A 7,083-nucleotide genomic window follows, 5' to 3' on the forward strand; every position below is an offset into this window, starting at 1 on the left:
CCCAGCGGCGCGCGAGAGCGCGACCCTGGGTCCCGGGGTCCGCGCGGCTGCGCCGCTTGCCCCGGGATGACGAAAGAAAAGTCAGTCGTTCTCTTCCGGCGGCGTCCAGTCAGGGTCATTTTCCGGATACCAGTCGGCGGCGAGATCCAGCCAGTCGGGGTTGGCGTCCTCTATCAGCTTTAATTTCCAGTCGCGCTTCCACTCCTTGATCTGCTTCTCGCGGCGGATCGCCGACGTCACCCACGCGAACGGTTGGTACCAGACCAGCCGGGTGCAGCCGTATCGCTTGCTGAAGCCGTCGAAGACGCCGTTGCGGTGCTTCCAGACACGCGCCGTGAGGTGGGCGGTCATGCCCGTGTAGATCGCGCCGTTGCGCCGGCTGGCCATCATGTAGGTGGCGATGAAGGTTCGGTGGGTGGCCATGCGGCAAGGGTAGGTCCGGCGGGGGCGGGCGTCGATGAACTGCACCCGGAGCGGAAGGACGGGCGGCGGGTTCGCGCTGCGGTTCTTTTTCCTTTCGTCATCCCGGGGGCGCGAAGCGAACCCCGGGACCCAGCGGCGCCGAAGGCGATCTGTTCAGGCAGGCTGGTTCAGCCGCGGCGCTCCCGACAGGGTCGCGCTCCCGCGCGCCGCTGGGTCCCGGGGTCTGCGCGGCTCCGCCGCTCGCCCCGGGATGACGAAAGGGGGGGGTCTACGCCTGCTGATAGATAAGAACGCCATGCTCGCGGATCGCAGGCCAGACTCGTTGGTCGTGATCCGGCTCGGCGAACTGAAGATCCACTGGGACCGGAATGGCTTTGGACAGCCGTGAGCGCCATTGGCTGGTTTTGCAGATTGCATAGCCAAGCCGTTCGCCCTCGTCCTCGCCAGAAAGTACGTATCCGATATCCAAGTCAGGGAGTGGCGGGACATTCTCCTTCAAAGATCGCAGCCCAGTAGCCTTTGAGCCAATATCCAGACGCGATCTATCCGTGGGTCGGAAGACGCCCAAGCGCGCACTGACTCAATCCACTTCGGGTTAGTATCGAAGTAGAACTGGACCGAACTCAATGCACCCGCGCCTTCCCGATCTCCAGCCCGCCCTCGCCCGCTGACACGGCGATCACCGACCCGTCCTCGATCTCGCCCGCCAGCAGTTTGCGCGCGATCGGGTCGACCAGTTCCTTCTGGATGACGCGTTTCAAAGGCCGCGCCCCGTAGACCGGGTCGTAGCCCTTGTCGGCGAGCCAGGCGGCGGCGGTGTCGTCGAGGGCGAGGGTCAGGCGCCGGTCGGCCAGCAGCTTCTCGAACCGGCCCAGCTGGATGCGGACGATGCCGGCCATCTGGGCTCTCCCCAGCCGGCGGAACAGGATGATCTCGTCGATGCGGTTGAGGAACTCGGGGCGGAAATGGGCGCGGACCTGGTCCATGACGTAGGGGCGGACGGACTCGACGTCGTCGCCTTCGGACTGGCCGGCCAGGGCCTCGGAGCCGAGGTTGCTGGTCATGATGATCAGGGTGTTCTTGAAATCGATCACCCGGCCCTGGCCGTCGGTCAGGCGGCCGTCGTCCAGCACCTGGAGCAGGACGTTGAAGACGTCGGGGTGGGCCTTTTCGACCTCGTCGAACAGCACGACCTGATAGGGACGGCGACGCACCGCCTCGGTCAGGGCGCCGCCCTCGTCATAGCCGACATAGCCGGGAGGGGCGCCGATCAGGCGGCTGACGCTGTGCTTCTCCATGTACTCCGACATGTCCATCCGGGTGATGGCGGCCTCGTCGTCGAACAGGAATTCGGCCAGGGCCTTGGTCAGCTCGGTCTTGCCGACGCCGGTGGGGCCGAGGAAGAGGAAGCTGCCCAGCGGGCGGTTGGGGTCGTTGAGGCCGGCGCGGGCGCGGCGGACGGCGTCGGCCACGGCGGCGAGGGCCTCGTCCTGGCCGACCACGCGGCGGGCGAGGGCCTCCTCCATCGAGAGCAGCTTCTCGCGCTCGCCCTCCAGCATCTTGTCGACCGGGACGCCGGTCCAGCGGGAGACGACCTGGGCGATCTGTTCGGCGTCGACGACCTCGGGGGTCAGGGGGCCGGACTTGTCGGCCTCGTTCTGCTCGGCCTCGTCGAGTTGTTTTTCGATCTGCGGGATCTGGCCGTAGGCGATCTCGGAGGCGCGGCCGAGGTCGCCGGCGCGCTGGGCGCTGGCCAGTTCGGCGCGCAGGCGGTCGAGGGTTTCGCGCAGCTGGGCCCCGGCGCCGACCTTCTCCTTCTCGGCCTTCCAGCGGGCGGTGAGGTCGTCGGACTGGGCGTCGAGCTCGGCGATCTCGTCCTCGAGCTTTTCGAGCCGGGCGACAGAGGCCTTGTCGGTCTCCTTCTTCAGGGCCTCGCGCTCGATCTTGAGCTGGACGGCGCGACGGTCGATCTCGTCGAGGGCCTCGGGCTTGGAGTCGACGGCCATGCGCACGCGCGACGCGGCCTCGTCGATCAGGTCGATGGCCTTGTCGGGCAGGAAGCGGTCGGTGATGTAGCGGTTCGACAGGGTGGCGGCGGCGACGATGGCGCCGTCGGCGATGCGCACGCCGTGGTGGACCTCGTACTTCTCTTTCAGTCCACGGAGGATCGAGACGGTGTCCTCGACGCTGGGCTCCTCGACGAAGACCGGCTGGAAGCGGCGGGCGAGGGCGGCGTCCTTTTCGACGTGCTTGCGGTATTCGTCGAGGGTGGTGGCGCCGACGCAGTGCAACTCGCCGCGGGCCAGCGCCGGCTTGAGCAGGTTGGAGGCGTCCATGGCCCCGTCGCCCTTGCCGGCCCCGACCAGGGTGTGCATCTCGTCGATGAACAGGATGATCTGGCCCTCGGCGGCCGTGACCTCGGCCAGCACGGCCTTGAGCCGCTCCTCGAACTCGCCGCGGTATTTGGCGCCGGCGATCAGCGAGCCCATGTCGAGGGCCATGACCTTCTTGTCCTTGAGGCTCTCGGGCACGTCGCCGTTGACGATGCGCAGGGCGAGGCCCTCGACGATGGCGGTCTTGCCGACGCCGGGCTCGCCGATCAGGACGGGGTTGTTCTTGGTGCGGCGGGCGAGGACCTGGATGGTGCGGCGGATCTCCTCGTCGCGGCCGATGACCGGGTCGATCTTGCCGTCGCGGGCGGCCAGGGTCAGGTCGCGGGCGTAGCGTTTGAGGGCGTCGTAGGCGTCCTCGGCCGAGGCCGAGTCGGCGGTGGCGCCCTTGCGGATCTCGACGATGGCGGCGTCCAGCTTGTCGGGCGTGGCGCCGACGGAGGACAGGACGGTGGCGGCGACCCCGCCCTCGCGGGCGATGGCGCTGAGCAGGCGTTCGGTGGTGACGAAGGCGTCGCCGGCCTTCTTGGAGGCGGCCTCGGCGGCGGCGAAGACGCGGGCGGTGTCGCCGTCCAGATAGAGCTGGCCCGAGCCGCCGGAGACCTGGGCGCGCTTGCTGAGGGCGGTTTCGGTGGCGGTTTCGGCCTTGGCGGCGTCGCCGCCGGCGGCGGTGATCAGATTGCGGGCGAGGCCGTCGCGCTCTTCCAGCAGCACCTTGAGCAGGTGCTCGGGCGCGAACTGCTGGTGGCGGCGGGCCAGGGCCAGCGACTGGGCGGACTGGACGGCCTGTTTGGCGCGGTCGGAGTAGAGGTCGAGATTCACGGCGTGTCCCCTGATCAGGCGGAGTGTGCGCCCATGGGCGTCCTTTCGGGAAGCGACGCCTTGAGCTGCCGCAAATCTGGGTGTGGCGATCGGGTCACACAAGGGGTGAGTGGACGGGTCGGCGCGGGTCGGGCTAGCGTTGCGGTCCAAGTCTGTCGGGAGCCTCTGCATGTCCATCCGCCTCACGCGCCGCGCGGCGCTGGCGTCATCCGCCGCGGCCGGGTTCGCCCTGCCCTCGCTGTCCTGGGCCCAGACTGGTCCGGCGCCGGCGGGCGAGGCGCTGGCCGAGGCGGTCGACGCCTATGTGAAGAAGGTCATGGCGGCCTTCCCGGACCAGCCGGCGGTGTCGGTGGCGGTGGTCAAGAACGGCGAGGCGGTGCTGACGCGCGGCTATGGCGTGCGGTCGACCGGCGGGGCGGCGATCGACGAGCACACCCATTTCGCCATCGCCTCGAACACCAAGGCGGTGACGGCGGCGGCCCTGGCCATCCTGGTCGACGAGGGCAAGGTCAAGTGGGACGCGCCGGTGCGGACCTATCTGCCGGAGTTCTCGCTGTCGAAGCCCGAGCTGAACGACATGGTCACGGTGCGCGACCTGATCAGCCACCGGATCGGCTTCGGCCTCGGGGCCGGCGACCTGCTGTTCTGGCCCAACAGCGACCGGACCCGGGCCGAGATCATGGCGGCCGTGCCGCACGTGCCGATCGAGGACCAGTTCCGCAACTCGTACCACTACTGCAACCTGATGTTCGTGGTCGCCGGCGAGGTGATCGCGGCGGCCTCGGGCATGCCGTGGGAGGCGTTCGTGCAGACGCGCATCCTCGACAAGCTCGGCATGAGCGAGACCCTGCCGCTGATGACGGCGGCGGACCCGGCGACCTCGGCCCTGCCGCACGGCCGGATCGGACCGCCGCTGCGCTACCAGGGGCCGATGCGGACCATCGGCCAGTCGATCCAGGAGGTGTGGAACTGGTCGTCGGCGGGGGCTGCGGGCGGCTTCGTCACCAATCCGGTCGACTGGGCCAAATGGATCGCGGTGCAGCTGAAGCGCGGCGAACTGCCCGACGGGACGCGGCTGTATTCCGAGGCGCGCGGCAACGAGATGTGGCGGCCCAACATCATCGTCTCCAACTCGGCCGGGCCGACGCCGGACCTGCCCGGACGGGCCATCGCGGCGACCTACGCCATGGGCTGGCAGGTGATGGACTATCGCGGCGAGCGCTTCATCACCCACGGCGGCGGGGCGCCGGGCTATATCTCGGGCACGGTGCTGATCCCGGGCCGCGACGCTGGTTTCAGCTATTTCACCAACGCCGAGGAGGGGATGCTGACCCGGGCGCTGCGCAGCGGCATCGCTGACATCGTCATGGGCAAGACCGACTTCGACTGGATCGCCGACAGCGTGCGGCTGAAGGCCGAGGGCGACGCCAAGTCGATCGCGGCGGCGGCGGAGATCGACGCCAAACAGGCGGCCGGGGCGGCCCCGTCCCTGCCGCTGGCGGCCTATGCCGGGACGTGGCGCGACCCGTGGTACGGGGACATCGTCATCGAGCCGCGCGACGGCGGCCTGTGGCTGGCCTTCAGCCGCACGCCGTCGCTGCAGGGGCCGCTGGAGGCCTATGACGGCGACACCCTGCGCACCCGCTTCCCCGACCGGCGCGAGGAGGATGTGCTGGTCAGCTTCAAGCTGGAGAACGGCGCGCCGGCGACGGCGACGATGAAGGCGGTCTCGCCGGACGCCGACTTCAGCTACGACTTCCACGACCTGCGGCTGACCCGGGTCTGAGCCGATGATCGCCCTGGTCCTCGCCCTCGCCCTGACCGCCGCCCCGCAGGAGGTTCCGGCCGTCTGCGATCCGGCCCCGAGCCAGGCGCCCGACTGGGCCGCCTGCGCCGAGGCCCTGCCGGAGGGGTCGCCGGAGCAGCGGTGGGCGCGGCTGAACCAGGCGGCCGAGGCCTATCTGAACCGCGACTACGGCGCCGCCGAGCGGCTGTATGACGCGGCGGCGGACGATGACGAGGCGCTCTTCTCCAACGTCGTCCTGCACACCTACAGGGCGGAAACCTACCGGCGGGTCGGTCGCGACAAGGACGCGACCGCGGATGCGAGGATCGCCTGGCGGATCCTGTCCGGCGACCCGGCCTATGAGGCGGCGCGGAGGCGGTCGCCGCCGCTCACCGAGGACATCCAGCGCGGCGTGCTTCAGGTGGTGCTGCCCATCCTCAAGACCGGCCGCGATCCGGACTTCGAGGCGGCCTTCGGCGCCTACCGCGCCCTTCCGGTCAAGGGCGCCGAGGGCTACGCCGATCTGGCGGTGGTGTTGGACCGGCTGGGCGATACCGACGGCGCCCTGGCGGCAAGCCAGACGGCGCTGAAGGCCGATCCCACCAACGCCGGCTATCTGAACAACCATTGCTACATTCTGGTGCGGGTCGGGCGTCCGGCCGAGGGGCTGCCCTACTGCGAGAAGGCCGTGCAGAGCGCGCCGGAATCGGCGCCGACGCGCCACAGTCTCGCCGCCGCCCTGGCCGGCGCCGGGCGCTGCGAGGAGGCGGAGGCGGCGCTGGCCGAAGCCCGTCGGCTGGAGCCGGCGACGGCGCTGTATCAAGAGCCGATCACCTGCACGGCAGGGTAGAAATCCCCTGCGGCGAAATCGATACCGAGGTTCGCTTAAAGACGGCCATTTTGCGGCCCCGGACGCTCCGGGCCGGCCGCGGCAAGCGTGACTGTGGCCGGAACGTAACAGCGCGGAAAATGGTGAGGTAAACCCCTCGACTTGCAGGGGATTCTGACCATGTTCCCGCCACGCCTCAAACGGGGGGCGTCTCTCTGAAAGTAACCATTGCAATGAAGACCACTCTCGTGTTGGCGGCGCTGGCCGCCGGCGCTCTCGCCACGCCCGCCCTGGCCCAGGACGCCTCCAACAACTACGTCCAGTTCAATCTCGGCGCGAGCCTGTCGGGTGAAGTCGACCTGGAAGCCACCTACGGTCCGGACAGCTTCGCGGGCGAAGCCGATCTCGAAACCGGCACCTTCGGCAGCATCGTCGGCGGCCTCGGCATGGACGGCGGCTTCGCCTTGGAAGGCGAGCTCCTGCTGCTGACCAGCGACATCGACACCGACGACGCGGACGCGGCCCTCGGCACGCCGCTCGACGCCCACCTCGAGTCCTATGCGGTGATGGTCAACGGCGTTTACACCTTCCAGGCTGGCTCGCTCAGCCCCTACGTCGGCGCGGGCGTCGGCGCCGGCAGCTCCAAATTCCGCCTGGCCGGCGAGTCCGAAGACGACATGGGCATCGCCTGGCAGGTCAAGGCCGGCGTGGTCATTCCGACGTCGGAAACCCTGAGCTGGGACATCGGCTACCGCTACGTCGCCCTGCCGAGCTTCGACATCAGCGAACCCGGCGCCTCGATCGACGCCGACACATCGGCCCACATCGTCTCG

The 7,083-nt window shown here is 69.3% G+C and carries 5 protein-coding genes; 3 read left to right on the forward strand and 2 right to left on the reverse strand.

The genetic code is table 11. The features are described from left to right. Window positions 1–81: 81 nt before the first annotated feature. The gene (locus tag RDU12_RS10300) at window positions 82–423 is read right to left on the reverse strand and encodes a GIY-YIG nuclease family protein (protein WP_300291289.1); all 342 of its coding nucleotides are present in this window, start codon (window positions 421–423) and stop codon (window positions 82–84) included. 623 nt (window positions 424–1,046) lie between these two features. Continuing rightward, on the reverse strand, window positions 1,047–3,635 hold the full coding sequence (clpB, locus tag RDU12_RS10305; RefSeq protein WP_300291293.1) for an ATP-dependent chaperone ClpB: 2,589 nt from the start codon (window positions 3,633–3,635) through the stop codon (window positions 1,047–1,049). A 169-nt stretch (window positions 3,636–3,804) separates the two neighbouring features. Here clpB and RDU12_RS10310 point away from each other — a divergent pair, with 169 nt between their 5' ends. From RDU12_RS10310 to RDU12_RS10320, 3 genes are all read left to right on the forward strand, one after another. Beyond that, window positions 3,805–5,421 (forward strand): serine hydrolase, encoded by a 1,617-nt coding sequence (locus RDU12_RS10310; protein ID WP_308684565.1) that lies wholly within the window; start codon window positions 3,805–3,807, stop codon window positions 5,419–5,421. Between the two features lie 4 nt (window positions 5,422–5,425). Beyond that, window positions 5,426–6,271, forward strand: a complete 846-nt coding sequence (locus RDU12_RS10315; protein WP_308684566.1) for a tetratricopeptide repeat protein — start codon at window positions 5,426–5,428, stop codon at window positions 6,269–6,271. A gap of 212 nt (window positions 6,272–6,483) precedes the next feature. After that, on the forward strand, window positions 6,484–7,083 hold a 600-nt coding region (locus RDU12_RS10320; RefSeq protein WP_308684567.1), incomplete at its 3' end, for an outer membrane beta-barrel protein.

Source organism: Brevundimonas sp., from assembly GCF_031082345.1.
In the GTDB taxonomy this organism is placed as follows: Bacteria; Pseudomonadota; Alphaproteobacteria; order Caulobacterales; family Caulobacteraceae; genus Brevundimonas.